The 24664-nt window shown below is 46.5% G+C and carries 22 protein-coding genes, 1 pseudogene and 1 riboswitch; of the genes and pseudogenes, 11 read left to right on the top strand and 12 right to left on the bottom strand.

Annotation, left to right across the window (positions count from 1 at the left end):
• From IKW96_RS08500 to IKW96_RS08480, 5 genes are all read right to left on the bottom strand, one after another.
• The gene (locus IKW96_RS08500) at positions 1-1158 is read right to left on the bottom strand and encodes a hypothetical protein (protein ID WP_296573165.1); all 1158 of its coding nucleotides are present in this window, start codon (positions 1156-1158) and stop codon (positions 1-3) included.
• The gene (locus IKW96_RS08495) at positions 1158-1673 is read right to left on the bottom strand and encodes a hypothetical protein (protein WP_296573163.1); all 516 of its coding nucleotides are present in this window, start codon (positions 1671-1673) and stop codon (positions 1158-1160) included. The genes IKW96_RS08500 and IKW96_RS08495 overlap by 1 nt, the downstream gene beginning before the upstream one ends.
• A 49-nt stretch (positions 1674-1722) precedes the next feature.
• Positions 1723-2103, bottom strand: coding sequence for a hypothetical protein (locus IKW96_RS08490; protein ID WP_296573161.1), 381 nt, complete (start codon positions 2101-2103; stop codon positions 1723-1725).
• Positions 2096-3538 (bottom strand): HNH endonuclease, encoded by a 1443-nt coding sequence (locus IKW96_RS08485; protein ID WP_296573158.1) that lies wholly within the window; start codon positions 3536-3538, stop codon positions 2096-2098. Before IKW96_RS08485 ends, IKW96_RS08490 begins: the two co-directional genes overlap by 8 nt.
• A gap of 164 nt (positions 3539-3702) precedes the next feature.
• Complete coding sequence (locus tag IKW96_RS08480; protein ID WP_367112953.1) at positions 3703-4137, bottom strand: hypothetical protein; 435 nt, start codon at positions 4135-4137, stop codon at positions 3703-3705.
• Positions 4138-4350: 213 nt separating this feature from the next.
• Here IKW96_RS08480 and IKW96_RS08475 point away from each other — a divergent pair, with 213 nt between their 5' ends.
• Both IKW96_RS08475 and IKW96_RS08470 read left to right on the top strand, forming a co-directional pair.
• A complete protein-coding gene (locus IKW96_RS08475) occupies positions 4351-4662 on the top strand; it encodes a helix-turn-helix transcriptional regulator (RefSeq protein ID WP_072419348.1) in 312 nt (103 codons plus the stop codon).
• A 17-nt stretch (positions 4663-4679) separates the two neighbouring features.
• Positions 4680-5798, top strand: a complete 1119-nt coding sequence (locus tag IKW96_RS08470; RefSeq protein WP_296573152.1) for a PIN domain-containing protein — start codon at positions 4680-4682, stop codon at positions 5796-5798.
• A gap of 93 nt (positions 5799-5891) precedes the next feature.
• Here IKW96_RS08470 and IKW96_RS08465 read toward each other — a convergent pair whose 3' ends face one another.
• Both IKW96_RS08465 and mobC read right to left on the bottom strand, forming a co-directional pair.
• Complete coding sequence (locus IKW96_RS08465) at positions 5892-6104, bottom strand: hypothetical protein (protein WP_296573150.1); 213 nt, start codon at positions 6102-6104, stop codon at positions 5892-5894.
• A 190-nt stretch (positions 6105-6294) separates the two neighbouring features.
• Positions 6295-6639 (bottom strand): plasmid mobilization relaxosome protein MobC, encoded by a 345-nt coding sequence (gene mobC, locus IKW96_RS08460; protein WP_164163714.1) that lies wholly within the window; start codon positions 6637-6639, stop codon positions 6295-6297.
• Positions 6640-7165: 526 nt separating this feature from the next.
• Here mobC and IKW96_RS08455 point away from each other — a divergent pair.
• The 3 genes from IKW96_RS08455 (at position 7166) to IKW96_RS08445 (ending at position 9580) form a co-directional block, all read left to right on the top strand.
• Positions 7166-7483, top strand: coding sequence for a hypothetical protein (locus IKW96_RS08455; protein WP_296573140.1), 318 nt, complete (start codon positions 7166-7168; stop codon positions 7481-7483).
• 187 nt (positions 7484-7670) lie between these two features.
• On the top strand, positions 7671-7859 hold the full coding sequence (locus IKW96_RS08450; RefSeq protein ID WP_296573138.1) for a hypothetical protein: 189 nt from the start codon (positions 7671-7673) through the stop codon (positions 7857-7859).
• Positions 7860-7948: 89 nt separating this feature from the next.
• Complete coding sequence (locus IKW96_RS08445) at positions 7949-9580, top strand: recombinase family protein (protein WP_296573135.1); 1632 nt, start codon at positions 7949-7951, stop codon at positions 9578-9580.
• 83 nt (positions 9581-9663) lie between these two features.
• Here the strand turns inward: IKW96_RS08445 and IKW96_RS08440 are convergent, their stop codons facing one another.
• From IKW96_RS08440 to IKW96_RS08430, 3 genes are all read right to left on the bottom strand, one after another.
• Positions 9664-10122 (bottom strand): leucine-rich repeat domain-containing protein, encoded by a 459-nt coding sequence (locus IKW96_RS08440; RefSeq protein WP_296573133.1) that lies wholly within the window; start codon positions 10120-10122, stop codon positions 9664-9666.
• Positions 10123-10317: 195 nt separating this feature from the next.
• Positions 10318-13047: an FtsX-like permease family protein gene (locus tag IKW96_RS08435; RefSeq protein WP_296573131.1), complete on the bottom strand. Its 2730-nt coding sequence runs from the start codon at positions 13045-13047 to the stop codon at positions 10318-10320.
• Between the two features lie 4 nt (positions 13048-13051).
• On the bottom strand, positions 13052-13756 hold the full coding sequence (locus IKW96_RS08430; RefSeq protein ID WP_296573129.1) for an ABC transporter ATP-binding protein: 705 nt from the start codon (positions 13754-13756) through the stop codon (positions 13052-13054).
• 236 nt (positions 13757-13992) lie between these two features.
• Between IKW96_RS08430 and IKW96_RS08425 the strand changes: the two genes are divergently transcribed.
• Positions 13993-16590 carry a discoidin domain-containing protein gene (locus tag IKW96_RS08425; protein ID WP_296573126.1) on the top strand — a complete coding sequence of 866 codons (2598 nt, stop codon included), beginning with the start codon at positions 13993-13995 and terminating at the stop codon, positions 16588-16590.
• A 345-nt stretch (positions 16591-16935) separates the two neighbouring features.
• Here IKW96_RS08425 and IKW96_RS08420 read toward each other — a convergent pair whose 3' ends face one another.
• Positions 16936-17688 (bottom strand): EFR1 family ferrodoxin, encoded by a 753-nt coding sequence (locus IKW96_RS08420; RefSeq protein WP_296573123.1) that lies wholly within the window; start codon positions 17686-17688, stop codon positions 16936-16938.
• A 42-nt stretch (positions 17689-17730) separates the two neighbouring features.
• A pseudogene (locus IKW96_RS08415) lies at positions 17731-18498 on the bottom strand (flavin reductase); the annotation flags it as partial.
• A 142-nt stretch (positions 18499-18640) separates the two neighbouring features.
• Positions 18641-18744: riboswitch (TPP riboswitch) on the top strand.
• A gap of 202 nt (positions 18745-18946) precedes the next feature.
• Here IKW96_RS08415 and thiD point away from each other — a divergent pair.
• The 5 genes from thiD (at position 18947) to IKW96_RS08390 (ending at position 24664) form a co-directional block, all read left to right on the top strand.
• Positions 18947-19753, top strand: a complete 807-nt coding sequence (thiD, locus tag IKW96_RS08410) for a bifunctional hydroxymethylpyrimidine kinase/phosphomethylpyrimidine kinase (protein WP_296573118.1) — start codon at positions 18947-18949, stop codon at positions 19751-19753.
• Positions 19753-20946 (top strand): putative hydroxymethylpyrimidine transporter CytX, encoded by a 1194-nt coding sequence (gene cytX, locus IKW96_RS08405; protein WP_296573115.1) that lies wholly within the window; start codon positions 19753-19755, stop codon positions 20944-20946. The genes thiD and cytX overlap by 1 nt, the downstream gene beginning before the upstream one ends.
• Before the next feature lie 19 nt (positions 20947-20965).
• Positions 20966-22279 carry a phosphomethylpyrimidine synthase ThiC gene (gene thiC, locus IKW96_RS08400; protein WP_296573113.1) on the top strand — a complete coding sequence of 438 codons (1314 nt, stop codon included), beginning with the start codon at positions 20966-20968 and terminating at the stop codon, positions 22277-22279.
• Positions 22280-22625: 346 nt separating this feature from the next.
• Positions 22626-24182 carry an NAD(P)/FAD-dependent oxidoreductase gene (locus IKW96_RS08395; RefSeq protein ID WP_296573110.1) on the top strand — a complete coding sequence of 519 codons (1557 nt, stop codon included), beginning with the start codon at positions 22626-22628 and terminating at the stop codon, positions 24180-24182.
• The gene (locus tag IKW96_RS08390) at positions 24182-24664 is read left to right on the top strand and encodes a GtrA family protein (RefSeq protein ID WP_296573108.1); all 483 of its coding nucleotides are present in this window, start codon (positions 24182-24184) and stop codon (positions 24662-24664) included. The genes IKW96_RS08395 and IKW96_RS08390 overlap by 1 nt, the downstream gene beginning before the upstream one ends.

Genomic DNA, 24664 nt, shown 5'->3' with positions numbered 1-24664 from the left:
TTATTTCTTCGCCTTGGCTTTTTCTTTTTTGGTGATGCTCTTTATCATGGAATTGTTCATGGAGAGACTAATAATCTCTGCCACAAGCACTGCCACAGGAATGAAGGCAATCTCAATACCGATAGCACTCTTTGGAATATACATAGCCGAAGTATTCTGTTTAAGGAACAGTATAATTCCATAAGCGACAGCAAAACAGAGCAACTCACAAATGAAAGATTTGGTGTAGTATGGTTTTACGTTCTGTCCCTTGGGGATACAGTGCTTGGTGAAATAGCCCTTTTCACTGCCACGCTTTGCCATGACTACATTGAAAGCTATTATCAAAACGGCTGACAGGGCTGTGCCGATCCATACCATCAGAGGACTGACCTTCTTATCAAGGCTGTTTTCTCTTACACGGAAATCTGTAATCTCATTTGCATATCCCGATGACATGATTGCATCATAATGCACCTGATACTGCTCGTCACTGTCAAAACGGTCACGATCCTTTAGTCTGCCCATAGGTCTGTAATCCTTGGTCAGATAAGCCTGACAAGTGTTATAGTCATTTGCAGAGATATACATTTGCGAATAGCCGTTGTTCTGGGAATTTTGAACGATAGAATCTTTCTGCTCGGTGCTGATCTGTGCAAGGATAGCTCCGTTTTCGTAAATGGTGTTCGTTTCATAGATAGCGTATATCCTATATTCTGCGGTCGTATCACCAATAGAAAGAGATACGGTATCGCCAATATCTGTCAAAGTATCCTTACAAAATTGCCAGTCCACAAGAATCGGATTATCAAAATCTGAATCCGACTTCTTGATAAGTCGCTTGTCATTATACATCGTAATATCGACATTCTCAAAGTGGTCACTCAGCAGAACTGTTGTTGTTCTCGACTTGCCGCCTGCATTTACAGCGGTTTTAGTCAGGAAAAACGGGAACACCTTGTCGATTCCATTACTTCCAGGAAGTTCGCTAATCTGCTCAAAAGACGGCTCAGGAGCGATAAAGTCGATACTTGTATTTTTATATACGCTTTGTGAATTGTAGTTATCAGCTATCTGAGAGATAAACGGGAATACGAACAACAGTCCGGCTACTACAGCAATGACAGCACTCAGGAAGATTGATAATAAGGCTCTGTGCCTGATCCAATAGCCTGTCATTATTCTTCCTCCGTCTTATCTTCTTTTTTCTCTACAAATATCAGTGTGCTCTGCTTGTCATAAGATGCATCAACGTTGTCATCGAATACCAGCGTCATAGGAACTTCGCCTACTGCGTTAGGAACAAACTGAATAACGCATTCCTGATCGGCCGCCGTCTCAGAGGCGTTAGCAGTAAATTCGTATGTAGTAACATTATTTACCGCATCGAAGTTTGGCGTGATGATCTGACCGTCCATGTACTTTGCATCCACATTGTCGATGCTGGGAATAGTGAGGACGACCTTGACCTGAGAGGTCTTGCTCTTATTTGATGTAACCTTGAACTTTACCTTCATATATACGGTATCACCGATCTCATATTCCTTAGTGCCGTCGCCGTAGCTATGACCTTTATCGGCACTGTAGAAGAAATCAGATGCCGCTGAATAGGTGGTTTCCCCACAAGCAGTCAGTGTTCCTATTGCAAGAGCTGCAACGAGCAGGGCAGAGAGAGTTCTTTTGATCCTTTTCATTTTTATATACTCCTTTTCTCAGTATTGAATTGTCTGTGACTACAAACGGTCAGAGAATTATATCCTGCATTCCAACTGTCACTTCTCCGTCCGAAGAAAAGACAACAGCTAAGCCATGCTCCAAATCATAGCGGTATTTACACATCATAGCAATTCGGGGACTTTCCTTATCCCGCTTGACAAAAAGGCATTCAGGCTTGATATAGCTGAATATATTATCTTTTTTAGTGTTTTCCTCGTCGCTCATGACCTGTTCTCGGCAGTATTTCTCTACGATACTCCTTGATTTTTCAATCCATTCTGTGTGAGATCTGAAATTCTTTAAGGCTTGAATTTGGGCTTTTGTTACTTCTTCGCCTTCGTAGCAGTCATACTCAACAGGCAGCGTAAACTTTCTTCCCCAGATAGTTGTCTCTAATGATTCAATCAAAATCAGACACTCCTTTCTGACCAATCATGGCGTTATATTCTCCGACTCCGCCAAGATGCCCAAATCCAGCATTAACTTCAGTTGGTACCAATTGCATTGATTCCATATTGTTCATTTCGTGCCAAGTAAAACCATTACTTGTCCTGTATGTTTCAATGTCTCTTGCTGTCCAGCTTTTTCCATCATATTTATTTTTAGTCCAGATTTCTGCAAGAGCCTTATCTGCCTGTTTGAAATTTTGTGTTCTGCTATCAGTCATATTTGATATTTTTACTTGGGCTTTTTGAACTGATGAAAAATCTGGAACTCCATTTTTGTATGTCACTTTAGCGTCTGCTTTGATCTCGTAAGTTTTTTCACCAATTTTAATTGTTTTTGATTTATCGTAAATATAATCAGATTTTCCTCTCTCACCAGACCAATGACCGTATTCGTCATTCTTAGGAGTTTGATCTATTCTTGCTTTAAGTGTACTATAAGGTGAGTTATACTTTTGATAATAGTCATATCCCTCAGCACCGCCATGAACTGTGCCAATGATAGCACCCCACATATATCCGTCAGCTGCATTTTCAACAGCTTTCTCTGCCGATGAAACGCCGACCTTTTCCCAATCGACATTGCTCCAATCTATATCGGCTGCATCTGTCGAGGTATATGTTTTCACGGCGTTATATCCTGCATAAGCTGTTCCTGCTGTTGCAGCTAAGACCGATATGCCAGCTATAACGAGCTTTATTCCTGCTGCCGCTGTGATAGTAGTGCTTCCTCCAGAAGGAACAGCAGCCACTAATGATACAATTGAAAGAATAAGACCGGCTGTTGCTGTAGCAAATCCTATGACAGCAGATTTTCTTCCTGTTTCGTCCAATTCATCGGTAGCACCTGTTAATCCTCCGAACAAAGTTCCTATCGCTGCACCTGTTCCTGCAAATTTCAGCGATTCATCTGCAGCAGCGACAACAGCACTTGCAATAGGATCAGGAAGTCCTGCTTTCTTTAAGACCACAACAGTAACGATAACACCTGTGCCTACCGCTACCTTTGTTAGCACTGACTTTATATTGATGCCTTCTCCAAAAAGGTGAGTTGTCTGACTGTTTTCGGCGAAATCCTCTATATGCTCTTGTGGAACATATATGGTTTTACAGCACATAACTTCGGTGATAGTTTCTTCTTCAAGCAACAGCTCGGAAATTTTGTTCTCTGCGAGAACTATTTCTTCCAGATATATCTCCGTTGTTATGAATTCGTGCAACTCGTTTTCGGTGATTATATTCTCTATCTCAACACTCTCTGTTACTGTCTGCGGATTTGCATCTGAAATAGTGGGCGTTGGCGGTGCATTAGAGCAACCGACAGTCATAAGCAAAATCGAAACAACTAACATCAATGATATTAGTCTGTTAAACAGATTACGTCTTATTAACATCATATCACCCCTAAACAAATAATCAGAATTCGCAATGTGACAAATTACAATTATTTATACTATATTATACCATAATTTTAGTGAAAAAGCAATCCGTTTCTCTATGTTTCTACAATATAAAAATGGATTCCGCTTCTCAAATATCCTCAACTTTGATTTCACCGGAATCAAAGTTGGCAGTCAGCCAGATTTCTGACTTGTTTTCCTTGCTTTTTAGCATACTGCATCGTCCTATATGCTCCGCCGCTTTTATGCTGAATACAGCACACGACCAGATTGGAACGGTCAACCATACACCTGTTACGGACTTGTATTGCAGATTTATAGTGTGCTTCAGACGATTCCGAGCATATTTCCACCTCATCATAGTAGCTGAGATAGCTCTGCTCGTTGTCACGGTACTCGGCTTTCATATATGGCAGTACAAGGATAATTGATGTGTTACCGTAGCCGTATTGCTTGACCGCTCGTCTGATTGACGATGCTGCCAGCAGATCGAATTCTCCGTCCCGTCCTATGAGAAACTCGACATACTCCTTTTGCGTTATGAGATCATGCAAGAGTATTTCAAGCCTGACTTCTATCTCTGATGCTCTCTCCACAAAACGATGCCCAAAGAAACTAACAGTGTATATATCCATAGCTATCACCTGAAAATGTCATTGCTCATCTTTTTAATGATACTTCTACACAAACAATCTAATATACCTTGATTATAACATATCTAAGAAGATTATTCAAGAGCAAACAACATATTTCCTTTGAGTATAGCTGATTTCTTTTGCTGTATTATAGTAGTAAGAGGTGATTTAGCTATGACAGACGATTTTGTAAGAAACAGGATCACACAGCTTCGACTGCAAAAGGGCGTATCGGAGTACCAGATGAGCTATGATCTCGGTCATAGCCGTGGATATATCTACAACATTTCATCGGGCAAGTCCCTTCCACCGCTGTCGGAGCTGTTTGCGATATGCGACTACTTCGGCATCACACCTGCGGAGTTCTTCGACGACAGCATTTCAAATCCTGAGCTGATACGGAAAGCGGTTGAGGGCATGAAACAGCTTGATGACGGGGACCAGTTGATGATACTGAATCATATCAATAGGCTGTTGAAGAAATAGAGGTGAAATACTTATTTATGGAATTTCCAATAACCATATCATTTGATACAAATATTTTTGATTCCTACCAATACAATATTGATGAAGGTTCAGATTTGTTTACCTTGATTCAGTATGTACAAGAGGGCTATATAAAGGTTGTATTAAGCAATGTCGTGATTGCTGAAATGAAAAGCCATTGTGTTGAAAAAGCAAATAAGATATTAGATAACATACAGAGTAGCCAAGCAATTTCAAAACAACTTAAATTATCATACGCGCCTTCTACGGTAGATAAAGAATCGTTAAAAAACGAGGCTGAATCATTCATAACTGAATTCCTTGATACTCTAAATGTTACAGTGATGGATTATAGTAATCTAAGCATAGAAGATTTATTTATCAACTACTTTAGCAAAAATCCTCCGTTTGAAGAAAGAAAAAAGTCGGAATTCCCAGATGCAGTTATTGTGATGCAAATCAAGCAAAGATTCGGAAAAAACAATCCTCTGTATTTTATTACCCATGATGATGGCGTGAAAAGAGCATTAAAAGCAGAAGAATACTGTACGGTGTTTTCGTCGATTAGCGATGTATTTGATTTAATCTCCAAAGCGCGAAGTGAGTACAATAATATACAGAAAACAATAACTGAACTATTCCCATCTATAATTGCAGAGATTACCAAGAGATTACAAAATGAAGATTGTATTTCTTTAGCTGGACAAAGTCAAGACGCTTATGGAAATATATTTGGGTATGAATATAAAGATGTTAAATATTACAATCAAAATGTTGATGGTATATCTATTTTCACTATTGATTACTTTGATGAAAAAGCCATTGCTTCACGATTAAAATGCACTGTATCCATTGACGCCGAATGTTCCTATGATAATCATAATAACTATGGTTCTGGAATAAATATTGAAAAGCATAAAGCTAATTTTGCTGTTTCTGTCATAATTAACCGAGAACAAAAAAACATAGAGGCATTAAAATTCCATGTCTTTTTAGGAGGGGACAGCAGATTGGAAAGATACCCCAAATATGAGCATTCAAAACCTTATACAACTTGTCCAGAATGCGGTACAGACATTTCTATCGAAAACGATGGCGGAAATGGATTCTGTATAAATTGCGCTCCAAATCACTAATTTAAGAACTACTTATCTCAAAAAGCACAAAGCACCAAATAATAACAATATCTAAGAGCGAGTTGCCGTTTTCGACAACTCGCTCTATTTCGGTTATTCATCTTCGTCCAAACACTCATCCAGCCCGTGAAGTAGCTGAATGTATACGCACTCTGCTCGGTCTCGCTCATCACCGTCCGTAGACATCATGAGTTCAAGGAAATAGGCTTTTGCTTCTTCATAGTCCGTCCAGACCTCACATCTGCCGTTGTATACGGTCGTGACCTTGCTTGACCTTGGCATTGCCAATTCAGGTGTTTTCAACATAACTGTTACCTCCAAATCATTATTGTAGATACAGTATATACCATAATAGTGCCAGAGTCCAGCATATCGGAATAATTGTAACCATTATTGTGAAAGGCGCAGCAATTTCAAAAGTCTTTCCGGTACATTGCGCACATATCGTATTTCATCGCCGTCGGGAATTATCCTGACGGCGATTTTCATATTCTGCTCAATGCTTTAGCTGAGCAACCTTTGTTTGCAGAAACATCAGCGGACGCCAGAGCTTATCGCCAAGCTCCTTGATCTCCTCAATATCTTCCTTGTAAACTTTGTTTGTGACATTTGCTCGGTGGGCAATTTGGTTGATATTGTTTGCGATATTATTCGCAAGTACAGTGAGCCGTTTCAGCTCGTTTTCGTCGATATGGACGATGTAACCCTCGAAGATCATGGCTCTTACAAATGTGCTGAGACTGCTCATACCGCTGTTAGCAAACTTCTTCTTGATAGCCGCCATTTCTTCGGGGCTGACACGGACTTTCAGGTACAATGTACGCTTCTTTTCGTCTTTCATTTTCTCTTGTTCTCCTTTTTATTTTTCTCAATTCGGGGTCGTAGGGGCAGCGCCCTCTGCCAAGCCTTGTACTATGTGTGAAGTCGCAATTTGCGCCCACATAGTACCGTGCTTGCTGGTAGAGTTTCGCCCCTGTGGGGCGAATGTCATTTCCGAGCCTTTCGGCTCGGTCGTTTTTCTCGATTTCGAGAATTGGAGCTGTGCGACTTTCTCTGTTTCGTCGCTCTCCATAATCAATATAGCGCACTTTCCCGATCACGTCAATAATAAATTTCAGATTTTTTATGTTCGCTCAAAATTGCTTCGTCAAAATGACCGGATAGCATAAACTGCGAAATAGCGTGATTTCAGTTTTTTGAATCTAAAAATTCCCCGGACATTTGTTGACAAAGTATGAACAAAAGTTTGTGCGCAATGCGGCTTGTATTTCAAATGTAGAGCGCGCTATAATTGGATCATGGCAGGTGAGCTTCGGTCACTCGGCTCTGCCTGCTGAGAACAAAAAATGAAAGGTTGTGATTTTTCTATGGGCATCTATACAGAAAAGAGAGATCAGCTCATCGAGAAGATCAAAGGTTTGGAAAAGCGTATCGCCGGCGATACGGCGAAAAAGAAAACGCTGGAGGATAAGCTGAAAGAAGTTTCCCGTCTGGCTATGGCGGAGGAATACAACTGCAAGCCCCGTGAGCTTGATGAGATCATCACCTCGGAGCATCAGCTTCTGGAGAAACTGAGAGCCAGCGGTCTGTCCGATGACGAGCTGCTGAAACTGGTCGGAGGTGGAAACGCTGAGAATGAGAAAAGCAATACCGCCGACTCGTCGCAGACTTCAGACAGCAAATGAGCTTTACGGATAAAGCGAATCCCTATGAGGATTAAAACTATCCGATAACAAAAAGTGTAGCCGTAAAATACTCAGTCGGCTCAAAACACTGAGCCGATCTTACGGCTATTATGAGGGTGAGAGATAGAAAGCGAAGCCCTCGACTCTAAAGCATAGAGACAGAGAAGCTAAAGGAGTAAAATTCGCTATGAATACAAACACTACTTTTAATACAACGTCCGAATACAAGATCGGACATACTCTTTACACGGTGACTACCGTGTTCAACCCTGCTTCAAAGGATAGCCTTTCGGATATTCTGAAAAGGCTGATCATACGAGAGAGTGAAAAACTCCTCGGTGAATCCGGACAAGAACCTGAGAAGCAGGCTGTGTAACTTTGGAATATCGGCGCATTGAATCATTTTCCAATGCGTGCTATAATGATAACATAGCTTGCTGTATCTGTCGGAAAGAGAGGTTAATTATGGCAGACAAGATCACAGCATTGTATTGTCGTCTTTCGCAGGACGATATGTTACAGGGTGAGAGCAACAGCATCACCAATCAGAAGGCTATCCTCAAGAAGTACGCCGATGATAATGGCTTTACAAATACAGTATACTACGTTGACGATGGTGTCAGCGGCACTACTTTTGAACGTGACGGATTCAAGACTATGATGGCTGATGTAGAAGCCGGAAAAGTCGGGACAGTCATTACTAAGGATTTGAGCCGTTTAGGTCGTGATTATCTGAAAACAGGCGAATACATCGAGATCATATTTCCTGATTATGATGTCCGCTACATTGCAATCAATGACGGTGTGGATACGTTCAAATCCGAAAACGAGCTGATGGCATTCAAGAACATTTTTAATGACTGGTATGCCAGGGACACAAGCAAGAAGATCAGAGCCGTTTTCAAGGCAAAGGGGCAGTCGGGCAAACATCTTTCTAATCCGATCTACGGCTACAAGCATTCGGAAACGGACAAGAACCTTTGGGTGATCGACGATGAAGCCGCCGAAGTTGTTCGCAAGATTTTTCATCTTTGCATTGACGGCTACGGTCCGGCGCAGATTGCTCGAATCTTAACGGAACAGGGCATCCCAACGCCGACGGCTTATGCATTGTTGCAGGGCAGGGATAACGGTCATAAGAATGCTAACCTTAATCGTTGGGGTATGGAGACTATTTCGGGTATTCTCGAAAAGCCCGAATACGCAGGTCACACTGTGAATTTCCGTACTCATGTGAAGTCCTACAAAAACAAGAAGCGTGTGGATAACCCAAAAGAGGACTGGCTGATTTTTGAGAACACCCATGAGCCTATCATCACACAGCAGGAGTTTGACTTGGTGCAGGAGCTTCGCAAGAACAAACGCCGCCCGACAAAGCACGAAGAAGTCAATCCGTTTTCAGGCATCTGTTACTGTGCCGACTGTGGAAAGAAGTTGTATCTGTGCCGAGCGACAACCATGACTGCCGACCAAGAGCATCTGAAATGTGGCACCTATGCAAAAGACAAGAACGGCTGTACAATTCACTTCATCAGGACAATAGTGCTGAAAGAGATCATACTCGGTGAACTAAATAAGATGGTTGCCTTTGTCAAGGATAATGAGGACGAGTTTGTGCAGATGGCTATGGACAATTCCGTTCAGAAGCAGTCCTCGGAACTTGCGAAGTCGAAGAAAAAGCTGAAAGAAGCTGAGAAGCGCATCGCAGAACTGGATCGGCTGTTCACAAGGCTATATGAGGATAATGTCTCGGGCAAAATCTCAGATGAGCGATTTGCCATGATGTCGGCAGGTTATGAGGACGAGCAGAAGAAGCTAAGAGCAACCGTAGCAGAGCTGACTGCTTACATTGATACTGCCGAACAGAAGTCAGCCGATGTGACCGCATTCATCAGGGCAGTACAGAAATATGAGCATATCACGGAGCTGACACCTGAGATTATGCATGAACTGGTCGAGAAGATCAGCGTTCACGCGCCTGACAAGAGCAGTGGTCACCGCACTCAGGAAATCGAGATTCACTATCGTTTCGACGTTGCCGTAACGACTGCCGTTGCTGACAGTATGAAGTACGACAAAAAGAGAAAGGCTGCGTAACCGCCATGGTTACGCAACCTCATCTTCAAATCATAAAAACTTCTTTACGAGTACCCGCCTTTACGGACGGGGGTGTGGGATTATCAAACCGCAATCGCTTTGTCAAGCCGGTGGAGAGAATGCCTTATTTCCTGCCACCTTTCGTCATCGAGTTCCGAAGTGAGTACAAACTTGTAGATCCTGCCTTCATGCAGTACCTTGACCGATACAAGACGGTCACAGCCTGCAAATGCGTGCTTTCCTATCTCTTTAAGAGTTGACGGGATAGTAAGATCGCTGAGGTTATGGCAGCCCTTGAACGCATACCAGCCCAACCTTATAGTGCTTTCGGGAAGAGCGATGCATTTCAGGTTTTCACAACCGATAAATGCCGTATCAGAAATAAGCTGAACGGTATCGGGTAAAAGGATCCTTACAAGATTAGTACAGCCGTTAAAAGCTCCCTCACCGATGATGCCTACATCATCGGGAACAAAGATCTCGGTGACGTTTCTCTCGTCTTTGTACTTTTTGAGTACGCCTCTTCTGATCTTGTAATTCATTCATTTTTCTCCTTATCGATTACCTCGATACATATCCCCTTGAACCTCTTTTATCTTTTATTGGTTCATTATCATTATAGCACAGGCAGCACAAAAAGTCAATATATGGCAGAGACTATTTCCCTATATTTGGTGAATTGCACAAAAATGCCCTCCCCTGATTGAAGGGAGAGCAAATTTCAGATATCATTTAAGTTATTCAACTGATTTAAGCGATTCTGCCATGTTTATACGCTCCAGTTTTATCTGCATGAACAGGTTCACGGTAATGGTGAAAAGGAAAGTGAGAAGCACGCTGTAAAGGTAGCTTTTCGGAGCTATCTTCACGCTGAAATCCACAAGGTCCACCTTTATCTGCGCCATTACGAAGCTGTGGAGCAGTATTCCCAGCCCGACTCCCGCGACGATGCCCATAGCAGTGAGTGCAAGATTCTCACGGAGCACATAAGCCGAGGTCTCGCGCCTGAAAAAGCCCAGTACCTTTATGGTAGCTATCTCGCGCTGACGCTCCGTGATATTGATATTCGTGAGGTTATAGAGCACGATGAACGCAAGACCTGCCGCACAGATGATAACGATGAGCACGATATAGTCAAGTCTGCTCATCATCTTGCTGAGCCTTACCTTGAGGTCGTCGAACACCATCATCTGCATTACCCTGTTGTCCTTTGATACGGCAGCCTGCGCCGCATGGACGTCTGCTCCTTCCTTAAAATTCAGGAACGCGCAGTTGAGCGGAACGTCCTCGCCCAGCTGCTCGCAGACAGTATCCCTGCCCATGAATACCACATTGTATACATGGTTTTCAAATACGCCCGTTACCCTGACATTGAGTTCCCGCATATTTTCATCTCTGAGCTTCATCATGCTGCCCTTTCTGATACCGTATCGCTCCGCGATACTATGGCTGACCAGAGCCTCGCCCTTTGCAGGAGGAACAAGAGCATTCCCCCTGATATCATGGAGGCTGAAATACCTGTCCATACCGTCAAAGCTCTCGGCAGCATTCAGCGTCACGCTCTTGACCTTCTTGCCGTAAAGGAGATCCCATGAGCCTGTATACAGGAGTGCGTAATCCTCTGTGTTATCGTCCAGAAGCTTCGTAAGCTCCTCGGGAACGCCGTCCTCGGTCTTTCTGAGGACCGCAGAGGCGTCCGCCACCTGTATCTCGTCATACTGCGTATCCGCAAATCCTGCAATGGAGTCCTTAATGCCGAATCCCGTCAGCAGCAGAGCCATACAGCCGCCAATGCCGAGGATCATCATGAACAAGCGCTTTTTATAGCGGAAAATATTTCTTATCGAGACCTTTTTAAGGAATTTGAGCCTTTTCCAGATAAATCCCACGTATTCAAGGAATACGCGCTTACCCGGCTTCGGAGCCTTCGGTCTCATAAGAGCCGCAGCAATCTCGGAAAGCTCCATGCGGCAGCTGAACCAGGTCACACCAACTGAGCACAGAAGCGATACCACTATAGCTATCACAGCGAGCTCGCGGCTGAATACGTACCTCATGGGAAGATCAAGGTACATAAGGGTATAGGTCTTCCAGATTATCTTCGGGAAAAGGTAGGTACCTGCACCGTATCCCAGCACGCAGCCGAGAATAGCCGCCGTACCCGAATAGAACATATACTTTCCCATTACCGAGCCCTCGGAATAGCCAAGGGCTTTAAGTCCGCCTATCTGAGTACGCTGCTCCTCCACCATGCGGCTCATGGTAGTCATGCAGACCAGAGCTGCCACAAGTATAAAGAACACAGGAAAGACCTGTGCCACCTGCGCGACGATCTCGGAGTCGCTCTCAAAGCAGGCATAGCCTATATTTGTATTTCTTCCGAGAACATAGACGTCGGGATTTTTCTGCTTTGCAAGGTCTTTTTCTCCCTTTTCAAGCTCCTTCTCCGCGTCCTTTATCTGCTTTTCGTAGTCGGCAGCGGAGCTCTCATACTCCGCAAGTCCTTTTTCGTAATCGGCATAAGCCGCATTGTACTGCTCCATACCCGAAGCATACTGCTCGGGCATAACGTCCTTTATCTGCTGGAGCTGAGCAAGCTGCCCGTCAAGCTGAGCCTTTCCGTCGTCAAGATTTTTCTTAGCCTCGTCAAGCTTCTGCCTGCCCTCGGCACGCTTGTCCTCAAGCTCCTTTCTGCCGTTCTGAAGCTTTTCCTCAGCTTCGCGGTACACCTTGTCGAACCTGATATCCACACGGGACTGCGCTATATCCTTCCACTGCTCTTCCCTGCCGTCCATATATTCCTCATACTCGTCGGAATAAATGGTATGGTCCTGATCGAAGCGCACATAAGCCTCGGTATATACCTCCATATCGAAGGCGTCCTCAGGGAAATATGCAAATAGCTTTACCTCGCCGTCACCGAGGGAGGAGTTTCCTCTCTCAAAATTGATATACATAGGCGACTCAACCCAGCCGACGATATTATAGACCTCGTGCCTGAATCTTTTCCTGATGTATTCGGGAGTACTTCCTGCTACGGTTATGGTAGAGCCGACATTGAATTTGCCCCTTTCCAGAAGGCATTCGTTGTCCTTTTCGGGCATTCTTCCCGAAATGAGCCTGAGCTTGTTTACATTGTCCGTGATAGAGTGAGCTCTCACCACATACTGGGTATCTCCTGCCGATAAGAAATCCGCGGAATAAGCTCCCTCGGCGCACCGCACGTCACTGCGCGCGGCAAAGTCCTCAATATCCTCGTCGGTCCAGCCGATGGCGGACATGAGCCTGTAATCGTAGAGCTGATACTCATCGAGAAACCTGTTTATGGTGTCCACCATAGCGGGAGTGGTGATCCTTACACCTGAAAAGAAGCCGACTCCGAGAGCTATTATGGCTAAAATAGCAAAAAAACGTCCGAATGAGCCGCGTATCTCACGAAGCGCGGTCTTTTTTATAGCCGATCTCATAGCGTCACCACTCTATTTCCGAAATATCCGCGGGCTTTTCATTCGTGCGAATGCCTGAGACAGTACCGTTCTTTACAGTGATGATACGGTCAGCCATAGGAGTAAGAGCCTGATTGTGAGTGATAACGACTACCGTCATGCCCTTTTCGCGGCAGGTGTCCTGCAATAGCTTCAATACCGCCTTGCCTGTGGCATAGTCAAGAGCTCCCGTAGGCTCGTCGCAGAGGAGGAGCTTCGGATTTTTCGCAAGAGCACGGGCGATAGCCACACGCTGCTGCTCACCGCCCGAAAGCTGTGCAGGGAAATTCTTTATACGGTCGGAAAGTCCCACCTGATCGAGTACCTTTTTTGCGTCGAGCGGGTCACGGCATATCTGTGAAGCGAGCTCCACATTCTCAAGAGCCGTAAGGTTCTGCACAAGGTTGTAGAACTGGAAAACAAAACCCACATCATAGCGCCTGTAAGCGGTGAGCTTTCTCTTGCTGAGGGAGGATATCTCCGTACCGTCAAGGGTAACGCTGCCGCTGGTAAGAGTATCCATGCCGCCGAGAATATTGAGTATAGTGGTCTTTCCAGCGCCGGAAGCTCCGACGATGATGCAGAATTCTCCCTTGTTTATCTCAAAACTTGCGTCATTAAGGGCGTGGATCTCAACCTCGCCCGTCTTATATGTCTTTTTTACATTTTTAAATTCAACATAAGCGCTCATAATATTCCTTTCCGCAGTCAGCTCCGCATCATGCGGCGCCCTGCCTTAAATTTCTGAACCCATTCCTAAATTATACCACAATTGTATCTGTGTGTAAAGGAAAAACCTTGTTTGCCGAAAATCACATCATAATTTCATCATAATCATCATTTTTTATGTTTACAACAGACAAAAAATACGATATAATGTTAGTAACATATTATTTACGCTTATTCTATCCGAGAGGAGTATTCAATATGAAACTATTCAGACGCATGATATCGGCGGCAGCTTCACTGTTCCTTCTCACGCCAATAGTGACAGCTTTTCCGCCTGCCGGAGCGGAAGCTGCTTCCATCGTCAGCATATCGCCATATGATACCTATGATATCAACGGCGGCAAGTTCGAGGGCTGGGGCACCTCCCTGTGCTGGTGGGCAAACCGTATAGGCTATTCCGACACCCTTGCACAGCAGGCAGCCGAGACATTTTTCAGCACCGACGGACTCGGGCTGAATATTGCCCGTTTCAACATAGGCGGCGGCGACGACCCGTCCCACACCCACATAACCAGGACCGACTCCAATATGCCTGGTTACACGAAGTACAATAACGGCACAGTCACCTATGACTGGAGCGCCGACGCAAACCAGCGCAACGTGCTGAAACGCTGCGTCGAAGCCGCAGGGGACGATATGATAGTCGAGATGTTCTCCAACTCTCCCCCTTACTATATGACCAACAGCGGCTGCAGCTCGGGAGCAAAGGACTCAAACAACAATAATCTCCGCGACGACAAATACACCGACTTTGCGGAATATCTTGCCGAGGTCACAGCCCACTACGAAAAGGACTGGGGCATACACGTGCAGAGCATAACTCCAATGAACGAGCCCTACACCAACTACTGGGGCGCCTACAGCGCAAAACAGGAGGGCTGTCACTTCGACCAGGGCTCGTCAATGGACAAGATATATCAGGAGCTTTCAAAATCGCTGAAAAAGCGTGGCCTGAACGACATAATCATAAGCGCCTGCGACGAATCCGTAATAGATACGGCAATAAGCTCCTGGAACAAGATGTCAGACACCACTAAGGCTCTCATCGGCCGTATCGACACCCACACCTACGGCGGAAGTCAGCGCGCAGAGCTGAAAAATACTGCCATAAAAGCAAACAGGAACCTCTGGATGAGCGAGGTAGACGGCGGCTCAACAGCAGGCACCAACGCAGGAGAAATGGGCGCGGCACTTTGGCTCGCAGACCGTATCACCCTTGACTGCAACGAGCTCAATTCCTCCGCGTGGATACTGTGGCAGGTCATCGACAACCACATCTCCTCAGTGGGAATGAACGGCAACAAGGACAAGGGCATGGTAAACACTCAGGGCGGCTACTGGGGACTTGCCGTTGCAGACCATGACAGCAACAGGATAATCCTCACCAAGAAGTACTACGCTATGGGACAGTTCTCACGCTATATCCGTCCGGGAATGACTATGCTGAAATGCGGCGGCAACTGCATGGCGGCTCTTGACACCAAAAGCAACAAGCTTGTCATCGTCGCAACAAACGACGGCTCCTCAGACAAGGATATGGTATTTGACCTTTCGGGCTTTGACAGCGCCGGAACTTCCGCACAGGCGGTACGCACCAGCAATTCCGAGAACTGGAAGGATATCGGCAGGATAAACGTATCAGGCGGCGCTCTGTCGGCAACTCTTGCGAAGCAGTCCGTTACCACATTCATAATCGACGGAGTAAAGGGCGGCGGAGCTCTTACCGACAAGATAACAGTTACCTCGGGTATGCTGAGCGGCTCTGATTCTTGGAAGAGCGATACCTCCACAAACTACACAAAAGCCTTTGACGACAACGTATCCACATACTTTGACGGCGTTTCCAACGGCTGGGTACAGGCAGACCTGGGCGGACTCTATGACCTCTCGGCAATAGGATATGCTCCCCGTGCAGGCTATGAATACCGCATGACGGACGGCATTTTCAAGGCTTCCGCAGACGGAACGAACTGGACGACCATTTACACTGTAAAGGGCAAGCCCACCTCGGGTATGCATTATGTCACGGCGCTTTCGGGCGATACTGCTGCCCGTTATGTAAGGTATGAAGTTCCGGCAGGCGCACCTAAGAACGAGTACAACAGCGACAGCGATTACTGCGCGAATATTGCCGAGATAGCGCTTTACGGAACTCCTCACGGTCAGTCTCCGCAGACAAGATATGAAAAACTCCCCATAAAGGAGTGCATAGGAACTCTCCCGTGGCATGACGACGAATCCAACTCCTTTGAAAAGGCTTATGACGGCGATATGAGCACATTTTTCGACGGACTTGAGGGCGGATATTTTATACTCGACCTCGGAAGTGTCTGCACTGTCGGAAATATCGCATACTGTCCGCGCGAGGGCTACGAATACCGCATGATAGGCGGATATTTCAGCGTTTCCTCCGACGGTACCAACTGGCAGAAGATATACACAGTCGAAAATAAGCCTGCATACAGGATGAACTTCACGGAAGAGTTTGAAAATACCACCGCAAGATATATCCGCTATGAAGTTCCTGAGGGAGCTCCCTCAAGTCCGCTGAACAAGGACAGCGTTTACCTCTGCAACATAGCTGAGGTGGCGGTATACGGCAAGGCAGGCGCAGAAACTCTCACCGGCGACGTAAACAACAACGGAGCGGTAGAAGTTGCCGACCTTGTACACTATCAGCGTTATCTGCTGAAGAACGAAAAGCTTGCAGCTCCGCAGAATGCCGATATAAACGGCGACGGAGCTACAAACGTATTTGATATCATAGGCCTCAGGCGGCTTGTGCTCTCAAAATAAACGTTATCTGAACCGACACAGGAGTAAATTATCTGCTGAAAAGGCACTTTACCCACGAAAGGGATTCCAAAGGGTTCACAACCCTTTGGTCAGGTCAAGGGTGACTCCCCACAGGGTGGGTAGATGTCGCAACGCGACAGAGGGGACGGACCCGATTAGGGGGACAGCCCTTGTGGGGAGTGGGGCAAAGCCCTACATATAGCCTCAAAGTGCTCCGCAAAAGGTGAATTCAAAAACAGTCCGGCGGACTGTTTTTGAAGAGGAGACGCCCTGCAAGTGAGGGCGTCTCCTTAATTGATATAGTTTTTTAACAGACCGTAAGGCACTCATAATGAGTGCCTTTTTTCATACTTTAACATTCGGATTTGTATACTGCCCGTGCTTCTTTGTGGCGCCGTTCCAGAACTGTATTGCGAACTGAGGACAATGGTGCAGACAGCGGAAACACAGAGCGCAGCGCTCCTTGACCCATACAGGCTTTCCGTCCCGTATCTCAATGGCTTTCACAGGGCACTTCGCAGCGCACAGACCGCAGCCGTTGCAGCTGTCCTCAACGGACAGATTTTTTGTCATTCTCACCTTTGCAAAAACCTTGTCCGTGTACTTATGGAAAGCATAGGGAGTCCTCATAGTAAGGAAGCAGCCTTTTTTCCTGTCCAGTATCTTTGCGATGACCTTGTTTATGTTCTTTTCCGCCGCCTCGTTCTGACGGGCGACCTTTTCCTTGTTGCTGAGGTCAAAGGTGACAGTCCAGTTATCTGGCATTTTTATGCTGTAGACCGCACTCAGACGAATACCGTTGTCGCGCAGGAGATGCCTTGCCTCCTCGCCGCTGCAGCCCACGGTAGTTCCGTAGGTGGACGCTATGAAAACATAGTGCTTTCCGCGTCTGTGAAGTCTGAGCTTCTGCAGGAACTCCCTCATCGGCACAGGCAGAGCCCACCAGTGGGTAGGAGTGACGATACCGAAGCATTCGCCGTCCTCAAGGGTAATATCATAGCAGCCGTCCTCTATGGATACGGCTTTTTCATTAAGCGCGGAGGCTATCCGCTCCGCCGCATATTTGCTGTTTCCCGTAGCCGAAAAATAAACTATCATATATTATCCCCCTTGTATCAGTATTCACTGTTAAGGTCATTGCTTCTCGAACATATCAGCTCCGACGCCGCAGATAGGACAGACGTAATCCGCAGGGACTTCCTCCCCAACGTATTCATAGCCGCAGACCGTACATCTCCATATGGTCTCGCCGCTCCCGGTCTTTCCCACAGGGACAGCGTCATGGCCGCCTGTTACCTTCTCGAAATCAGCCTTGCCGTGCTTGCATATCGGACAGATGAAATCGTCGGGAACTTCCTCTCCCACGTACTCATAGCCGCATATCACGCATCTCCATATGGTCTGCCCGTCGGAAGTTGTTCCCACAGCCTCGGGCTTTGGCTTGATATTGCTCTGATAGTATTCGTAGGTCGCAGAAGGCTTGTCGCTGAGAACTTCCATATCAGTCACCTCTGCTATGAACATGGTATGAGTACCGAGGTCTATGCTGTGCCATACAGAGCCGGATATATAAGCATTCGTGCCCTTTGTTACTATAAGGCAGCCGTTTTCCGCGCGTTTGCAGTCGCTAAAGTCCGCAAACTTGTCCGTATCTCTTCCCGACTGGAAGCCGAAACGCCTGAAAAGCGAAAAATCCGCGTCAGTGCTTATAACAGAAGCCGTAAACCTGCCCGTAGCCATAATGAGGTCGTGAGTGTAATTCGTCTTTGCAACGGTAAGGCTCACCTTATTCGGCGAGGACGTTACCTGTGCGAGAGTATTGGTGATACAGCCGTTGTCTTTTCCTTCGCTGCTGGCTGTAACAACGAAAAGTCCGTAGCTTATTTTGTACATTGCTTTCTTATCCATATTGCATACCTCCGTTTATTACGAAATTGATCAAGCACTTTCCGCTCCATCTTACTATAATTTTACCAAAACCCGGTGCTGCATTCAAGTATATTTTGTAAACAATCCCACTCCTTGACAATTACGGCAAAAGTGGTATAATAGATATGAAAAAGGGAGCTTGTTGAACAGGCTGAGAGGGAGTTAAAAACTCCGACCTTACCTGATTTGGATAATGCCAACGTAGGGAAATACTTATGGAAGATAGGTGTGTCTCTCTGCGGGCACACCTTTTTTTGCAAGCTTCTCAATGCCCTGCCGTGGAGTCTGAACGGAACGCCGGTGACGGCGTTCCCTAAAGGCAAACATCTAAGGGCTTGCAGCGTGACATCGGGGGCACCACTTTGTCTCGCTATACAAAATTAATGCTGGGGCATGAGCCCAAATCTGCTGAAAAGGAGCAACATATATGAAAACAGCATTAACGATCGCAGGCAGTGATTCCTGCGGAGGCGCCGGCATTCAGGCGGACATTAAAACAATGACCATGAATGGTGTTTACGCTATGAGCGCTGTTACAGCTCTCACCGCGCAGAACACGACCGGCGTGACAGGTATTATGGAGGTATCGCCTGAATTTCTGGCTATGCAGCTTGACGCTGTGTTTGCGGACATTCGTCCCGACGCAGTCAAGACAGGCATGGTCTCCTCCGAAAAGCTTATACGTATAATCGCGGAAAAGCTTAAACAGTACAAGGCTGACAACATCGTTGTCGACCCCGTTATGGTAGCTACAAGCGGCGCAAGACTCATCGCAGAAGATGCAGTCGAGGCTCTGAAGTCCGAGCTTCTACCTGCTGCGGCAGTTGTTACTCCCAATATTCCCGAAGCGGAGATCCTTGCGGATATGAAGATAGCTTCACGTGAGGACATGGTAAAAGCTGCCGAAAAAATAGGCGGAAAGTTCGGCTGCGCCGTGCTCTGCAAGGGCGGTCACAGTCTCAATGACGCAAACGACCTCCTATGGGATAACGGCAGCTGCACATGGTTCAACGGAAAGCGTATCGACAATCCCAACACTCACGGAACAGGCTGCACACTTTCAAGCGCTATTGCTTCCAATCTTGCAAAGGGCTTCACTCTTGAGAAGTCCGTGGAACGCGCAAAGGACTACATATCCGGAGCCCTTGCGGCAATGCTCGACCTCGGAAAAGGCAGCGGTCCTATGAACCATGCATTCGCTCTCTCCGGAGAGTTCGCTAAGGGGGCAGAATGATGGAAAAGAAACGCACTTCAGTTTATGAAAATGGACTTATATGGTTCGGTGCAGGCGTTTCCATTGCCGAGATAATCACAGGTACATACTTTGCACCTCTTGGCTTCGGCAAGGGACTCCTCGCTGTAATAACCGGTCATATCATCGGCTGCACCATGCTTTTCCTTGCAGGTCTTATCGGCGGCAGGACGCGCCGAAGCGCTATGGAGACCGTAAAGATGAGCTTCGGCAGCAAGGGCGGTATCTTCTTTTCGATACTCAACGTGCTCCAGCTGGTCGGCTGGACCGCTATAATGATATACGACGGCGCACTTGCTGCAAGCAGTATCTTTGACGCAGGAAAATGGATATGGTGCCTCGTTATCGGCGGACTCATTATCCTCTGGATAATGATCGGCATCAAGAACCTCAGCAGGATAAACACTGTGGCTATGGCTGCGCTTTTCATACTCACACTGATACTCTGCAAGGTCATCTTCTTTGACGGCAGCGAGCTGCCTGTCTCTGAGGAGAGCATGAGCTTCGGCGCTGCTGTCGAGCTCTCCGTGGCAATGCCACTTTCATGGCTGCCCCTTATCAGCGACTACACAAGAGAAGCCGAAAAGCCCGTGGCTGCAACAGCTGCAAGCGCTGTAGTTTACGGCATCATCAGCTGCTGGATGTACGCTATCGGCATGGGCGCTGCTATTTTCACTGCCGAAACCGATATCGCTCAGATAATGGTAAAGGCCGGTCTTGGCATAGCAGGTCTTCTTATCGTGGTATTCTCAACAGTTACAACTACATTCCTTGACGCTTACTCGGCAGGTATCTCCGGCGAGTCGGTACTGACAAAGCTCAGGGGCAAATGGGTTGCTGTTGCAGCTGCCGTAATCGGTACAACAGGAGCTATACTATTCCCTATGGAGGATATAACAAACTTCCTCTATCTCATAGGCTCGGTATTCGCACCGATGATAGCTGTTCAGATAGCAGACCATTTCATACTCAAAAAGGACAGCTCCGACAAGAGCTTTGACATAATAAGCTGTATCGTATGGGTACTGGGCTTTGCTCTTTACAGGTTCCTTATGACAAAGGATATCCCCGTGGGCAATACGCTGCCCGATATGGCTGTAACTATTATCATATGCGTTGCTGCAGAGAAAATATTTGCAGTAAATGCAAAATCACTAAAGACCAAAACAGAATAATCAACAGGAGAATAATACAATGAGAAATTACCATACACAGATGGAAGCGGCTAAAAAGGGTATCATAACTCCCGAAATGAAGATAATAGCCGAAAAGGAATATATCAGTGCAGAGGAGCTCTGCGCTCTCGTTGCAAAGGGAGAGGTCTGCATTCCCTGCAATATCAATCACAAGTCCATTTCTCCCGAGGGTATCGGTACGAAAATGCGAACAAAGATCAACGTTAACCTCGGTATCTCGGGCGACGCAAAGAACTACGACATCGAAATGCAGAAGGTGGATATGGCGCTGAAATTCGGTGCAGAGGCTATCATGGACCTTTCAAACTACGGAAAGACCAATACTTTCAGAAAAGCCCTCATCGAGAAGTCTCCTGCTATGATAGGTACTGTTCCTATGTATGACGCGATCGGCTACCTTGAAAAGGACCTCCTTGAAATTACTGCCGAGGACTTCCTCAGAGTCGTCCGCGCTCATGCTGAGGAGGGCGTTGACTTCATGACTATCCATGCAGGCATAAACCGCAGAGCTGTTGAGGCTTTCCGCAGAGACAAGCGCAAGATGAACATCGTTTCACGCGGCGGCTCTCTCCTCTTTGCATGGATGATGATGACAGGCAACGAGAACCCGTTCTATGAGCATTACGATGAAGTCCTCGATATCCTCCGCGAATACGACTGCACTATCTCTCTCGGCGACGCTCTCCGCCCCGGCTGTATAGACGACGCAACAGACGGCGGTCAGATAGCTGAGCTCATAGAGCTTGGAGCTCTTACGGAAAGAGCATGGGCCAAGGACGTTCAGGTAATGGTCGAGGGTCCCGGTCATATGGCAATGAACGAGATAGCTGCAAATATGAAGCTCCAGAAGCGTATATGCCACAACGCTCCGTTCTACGTTCTCGGACCTCTCGTTACCGATATCTTCCCGGGCTACGATCATATCACTTCCGCTATAGGCGGCGCTATCGCTGCTGCAAGCGGTGCCGACTTTCTCTGCTACGTAACTCCTGCGGAACACCTCAGACTGCCCGACGCAAACGACGTTAAGGAAGGTATCATCGCAAGCCGCATAGCTGCTCACGCTGCTGATATCGCTAAGGGAGTACCTCATGCCACAGACCGCGACAACGCTATGGCTGAAGCACGTCATGCTGTTGACTGGGAGAAGATGTTCGAGATAGCTGTTGACGGCGAAAAGGCAAGAGCTTACTTTGAGAGCACTCCGCCTGCTGACAGACACACCTGCTCTATGTGCGGCAAGATGTGCGCTGTAAGGACTACAAATATGATCCTCAACGGCGAAAAAGTCGAGTTCTGCACTGAAAAATAAGAATATACCGACTTCAGGGCGCACTTTATGTGCGCCTTTTCAATTCATTATTATGGCTTTGGCGAAGCGCTTTTCATAAGGGGGCTGAAATCGGTGGTTATTAAACGTTTTTCCGTTTAATAAGGAAAAAATATTTTTCAACTTTGTAAACCTGCACAATTGCAGATGTTTTTATTTGTCTGTTTTGCACCAATGCGTGTACAGCTTGTTTACTTGCTCACTTATTTTACTTGATTACTTACAACATCTATGCTATAATAATAAAGTATATCCAATGATAAACTGATATATTTCAGGAATTTATTTCGTCTATATATATGATACTTCAAGGAAAGGACCTTTTATCATGAAAAAAGTCATAATAATCGGTGCGGGACCTGCCGGTCTTACCGCTGCATATGAGCTCCTCAAGGACGGCTCTGGCGAGTACGACGTCACTGTTCTCGAGGAGACAAACGCTATCGGCGGTATCTCAAAAACTGTCAACTACAAGGGAAACCGCATGGACATGGGCGGTCACCGCTTTTTTTCTAAGATCCCCGAGGTAAATCAGTGGTGGAGCAATATGCTCCCGACTCAGGGTTCGCCATCCTCTGACGATAAATATCTCAAAAGACACGTAAATGTTGAGAAAGGCGGTCCCGACCCTCAGAAGGAAAACCGCGTAATGCTCAAAAGGCACAGGGTCTCGCGTATACTCTTCAATGACAGGTTCTACGACTATCCCATTTCGCTGAAACCCGAGACTATAAAGAATTTCGGCTTTCTCACTACTGTGAAGGTCGGCATAAGCTACCTTAAAGCTGCTCTGCACAAGCGCCCCGAAACAAATCTTGAAAACTTCTACATCAATTGCTTCGGCAAGGAGCTCTATTCCATGTTCTTCGAGTACTACACCGAGAACCTGTGGGGCAGACACCCCAGCGAAATAGACGCTTCATGGGGAGCTCAGCGTACAAAGGGGCTCTCTGTCGTGGGTATCATCAAGGACTTCTTCGGAAAGCTGTTCAAGGTAAAGAACCGCAAGGTCAATACCTCTCTTATCGAGGAATTCAAGTACCCGAAGCTTGGTCCCGGACAGCTGTGGGAAGTTACTGCTGAGGAAGTCAAGAAGTTGGGCGGTCACATCATAATGGAGGCTGCCGTTAAGAAGCTCCGCAAGAATGCAGACAACTCACTTACGGGAGTTACCTATGTGAAAGACGGCATGGAAACAGAGCTCCGCGGAGACTGCGTTATTTCTTCAATGCCTGTGAAAGACCTTGTCGCAGGCATGAACGACGTTCCCGGGGAAGCTGCACGCATCGCCGCAGGTCTCCCCTACCGTGACTATATGACCCTTGGTGTCCTCGTTCCCAAGCTGAAACTCAAGAACAGGACAACTATGAGAACTGTGGGCAATATCGTTCCCGACTGCTGGGTCTACGTTCAGGACAGGCGCGTCAAAATGGGACGTTTTCAGATATATAACAACTGGTCGCCGTATATGGTAAAGGATCTGGGGCACACCGTATGGGTGGGACTGGAGTACTTCGTTTCCGAGGGCGACAGGTTCTGGAACATGACAGAAAAACAGTTCTCCGACTTCTGCGTAAAGGAAATGGTAAAGCTCGGTCTTATAGACAGTGCGGACGAGGTACTGGATACTCACATGGAAAAGGTCAAGAAGGCTTATCCTGCTTATTTCGACACATATGAGGAAATGGACAAGCTCATCGCTTACCTCGATACTATCCCGAACCTTTACTGCGTAGGCAGAAACGGTCAGCACAGATACAACAACATCGACCACTCCATGGTCACCTCCTTTGAGGCTGTAAAGGCTATAAAGAGCGGAAGCACGGACAAGTCCGCGCTCTGGAACGTCAATACGGAAAAGGAATACCACGAGGAGAAGAAGTAATGGAAGAGATCAGGCAGATACTCCGCAGCAGACAGTTCAAGAAGCTGTTTGTGGGCAATACCGACAATACTGTCATACAGTTCTTCCGATATCTTTTCGTGGGCGGACTTGCTTTTTTGGTGGACTTTGCACTGTCATATGTCCTGTTCAGGTTCGCTTTTCAGGAGCAGAAGGAATTCGGCTGCATTGCCAACGCCCTTTCATTCATCGCCGGTCTTATCGTGAACTACCTCATAAGCACGTTCTGGATATTCAAGACCTCAAAGGTCGATAACAAGGTGGTGGAATTTCTCAGCTTCGCTGCTATCGGAGTGGTGGGACTGCTCATTACTGTTGGTATCACCAAGCTCTTTGAGATATGGCTGGGCGATACTACGAGCCTGTTTCAGATAATCGCAAAAATCGTTTCTACAGGCGTTTCATTCTTGTGGAACTTCTTTGCAAGAAAGATACTGCTCTATACTAAAAAGGAAGAACGATAA

This window comes from Ruminococcus sp. (assembly GCF_017549005.1).
GTDB lineage: Bacteria > Bacillota > Clostridia > Oscillospirales > Ruminococcaceae > Ruminococcus.
The sequence above is the reverse complement of the archived record's forward strand: the minus strand, read 5'-3'. Positions and strand labels throughout refer to the sequence as shown.